The following is a 2209-nucleotide window of genomic DNA, read 5'->3' as shown; positions in this document are numbered from 1 at the left end:
GACTTGCAGCTTAAAGTCTAGGTCGTAATGCATAAAAATACCCCATAAGTTGTGTCCAACTTATGGGGGTCGGTTCATTAGTCGCTGCTTTTTTTATGGATAGCCTTATTATTCTTAAATAGCTGGCTTTAGAACTAACTCCCTTTAATCGCATTAACCTTTGTGTTACTGCTTGAGTACTGTTATAATACGGCGCTTTATATCCTAAGCTTATCGCGCTCTACCTATAATAATAGCTGAGGCTAAGTTTACCTTATAAATCTCCTTGCTACCTGCATAGGGCCGGTAGCTACTAATCCGTAAGGAGTCCAAATGCGACATTACGAAGTGGTGTTAATTGTACACCCAGACCAAAGCGACCAAGTGGTCGGCATGGTTGAACGCTATATCAAGTTGGTTCAAGACAACAATGGTATCATCCATCGTCTAGAAGATTGGGGCCGTCGTCAACTGGCTTATCCAATCAATAAGATCCACAAAGCTCACTATGTGTTATTCAACATCGAAACTGACGGTGAGACTCTAGAAGAGTTAGAAGAGTTATTCCGTTATAACGATGCCATCATCCGTAGCTTAGTCATGCGCCGTGATGAAGCAATCACTGAAGAGTCACAGCTAGCTAAAAATGCCGATGAAAAACGCGCACGTAAAGCTACGCCACGTCGCTCAGACGACAATGACAACAACAGTGAAGACTAATTAAAGGAGAATACTTATGGCACGTTTCTATCGCCGTCGCAAATTCTGCCGTTTCACTGCTGAAGGCATCACTCACATCGATTATAAAGATGTTGAATTGCTAAAACAGTACATCAGTGACAATGGCAAAATCGTACCGAGCCGTATTACCGGTACTTCTACAAAATATCAGCGTCAACTAGCGACTGCTATCAAACAAGCTCGCTATTTATCGCTATTACCATACACTGATAACCATCAGGGTTAACCGTTAACTAGGAATGACTCATGCAAATTATTTTGTTACAGCGTATCGTCAACCTTGGTAAACTCGGTGAAACTGTCGATGTAAAACCAGGTTACGGTCGCAACTTTCTTATCCCTCAGGGTAAAGCACTACCTGCGACCAAAGCTAACATTGAAAAGTTCGAAGCACGTCGTGCTGAGCTTGAAGCTGAAGAAGCTAAAGAAGTCGCTACTGCACAAACACGTGCTGATGCATTGACCGACGTTAATGTCATCATGCGTGCTAAATCAGGCGACGAAGGCAAACTATTCGGTTCTATCGGTACTCGTGATATCGCTGAAGCTTTGACAAACTCAGGTCTAGAAGTAGATCGTGCTGAAATCAAACTTCCAGAAGGTACACTACGTCAGATCGGCGAATACAATGTTGATATCCAATTGCATCATGACGTTACTGCTAGCATCTTAGTCACTATCCTATCTGAAGATGGCGATGATGAAGACCAAGATGTAGAAGAAGCAGCTGATGAAAACGAAGAGACATCTGAAGAGTAAGCTTTATATCCTCTATCTGAAGTTAAAAAGAAGCCAGTGACTTTATGTCGCTGGTTTTTTTATTTCTATAGTGCCTTCTTAGGGTCTAATAGACATTCTATAGAGATCATGCCCTGAATTTCACGTACTACCGCTCAGCATACCCATTCAACCGCTCAGCATACCCATTCAACCGCTCAGCACCTTATCCATTTTCTTTTATTATGAATTTGACTATCATAAGCGCGCTTCGTTTTGATTGATAGGAGAACGAATATGATTAAGACTGGTGATAAATTAATTTGTACGAGTGGTAATGATTTTTATGCAGAAGGACACGTCTATACCGTAGGCGATTTTGTCAATGACAAGTTCTTTGAGATACCAACCGGCTGCAATGACGAATACTGGTACGCTACAAGAGACAGTTCTGGCATCTGTATTCATTTTGACACTATGGCAACCAAAGTGAGAAATGCTCATTTCGATAAATTAAACAATCAGATTTATGCTTAACAAAGACTTTTTCTTGACTTCCTCCCCGACCTAAAGGACGGGGATTCCTACTAAAGACGGCCAAGCCCGACCGCGAGAATATTTTTTGCTCCATTAACATCTCTGTTATGGGCAGTTTGACAAGAACTGCAAAACCATTCTCTTACACCAAGCGCTGATCTACCTTTCGGACTGTCTTGGCGAGAGCCGCAACACGAGCAGGTTTGGGTGGTGTACGCTTCATTTACTTCAAGAT

The 2209-nt window shown here is 42.1% G+C and carries 4 protein-coding genes and 1 pseudogene; 4 read left to right on the top strand and 1 reads right to left on the bottom strand.

Translation table 11 applies throughout. The features are described 5' to 3' along the window. The first annotated feature begins 312 nt into the window (after window positions 1–312). The 4 genes from rpsF to ACS8FD_RS13185 all read left to right on the top strand — a co-directional run bounded on the left by rpsF (window position 313) and on the right by ACS8FD_RS13185 (window position 1974). Window positions 313–699: a 30S ribosomal protein S6 gene (rpsF, locus tag ACS8FD_RS13200; protein ID WP_439242854.1), complete on the top strand. Its 387-nt coding sequence runs from the start codon at window positions 313–315 to the stop codon at window positions 697–699. Window positions 700–715: 16 nt separating this feature from the next. Next, window positions 716–946 carry a 30S ribosomal protein S18 gene (gene rpsR / locus ACS8FD_RS13195; RefSeq protein ID WP_010198808.1) on the top strand — a complete coding sequence of 77 codons (231 nt, stop codon included), beginning with the start codon at window positions 716–718 and terminating at the stop codon, window positions 944–946. Window positions 947–966: 20 nt separating this feature from the next. Beyond that, window positions 967–1479 (top strand): 50S ribosomal protein L9, encoded by a 513-nt coding sequence (gene rplI, locus ACS8FD_RS13190; RefSeq protein WP_439276223.1) that lies wholly within the window; start codon window positions 967–969, stop codon window positions 1477–1479. Between the two features lie 255 nt (window positions 1480–1734). Beyond that, the gene (locus tag ACS8FD_RS13185) at window positions 1735–1974 is read left to right on the top strand and encodes a hypothetical protein (RefSeq protein ID WP_439276222.1); all 240 of its coding nucleotides are present in this window, start codon (window positions 1735–1737) and stop codon (window positions 1972–1974) included. A gap of 30 nt (window positions 1975–2004) precedes the next feature. On the opposite strand, the pseudogene ACS8FD_RS13180 reads toward ACS8FD_RS13185, so the two are convergent. After that, window positions 2005–2209, bottom strand: a pseudogene (locus ACS8FD_RS13180) (zinc ribbon domain-containing protein); the annotation flags it as partial.

Source organism: Psychrobacter sp. 1U2 (genome assembly GCF_051847575.1).
Note: the sequence above shows the minus strand (reverse complement) of the source record. Positions and strands in the feature narration are given on the sequence as shown.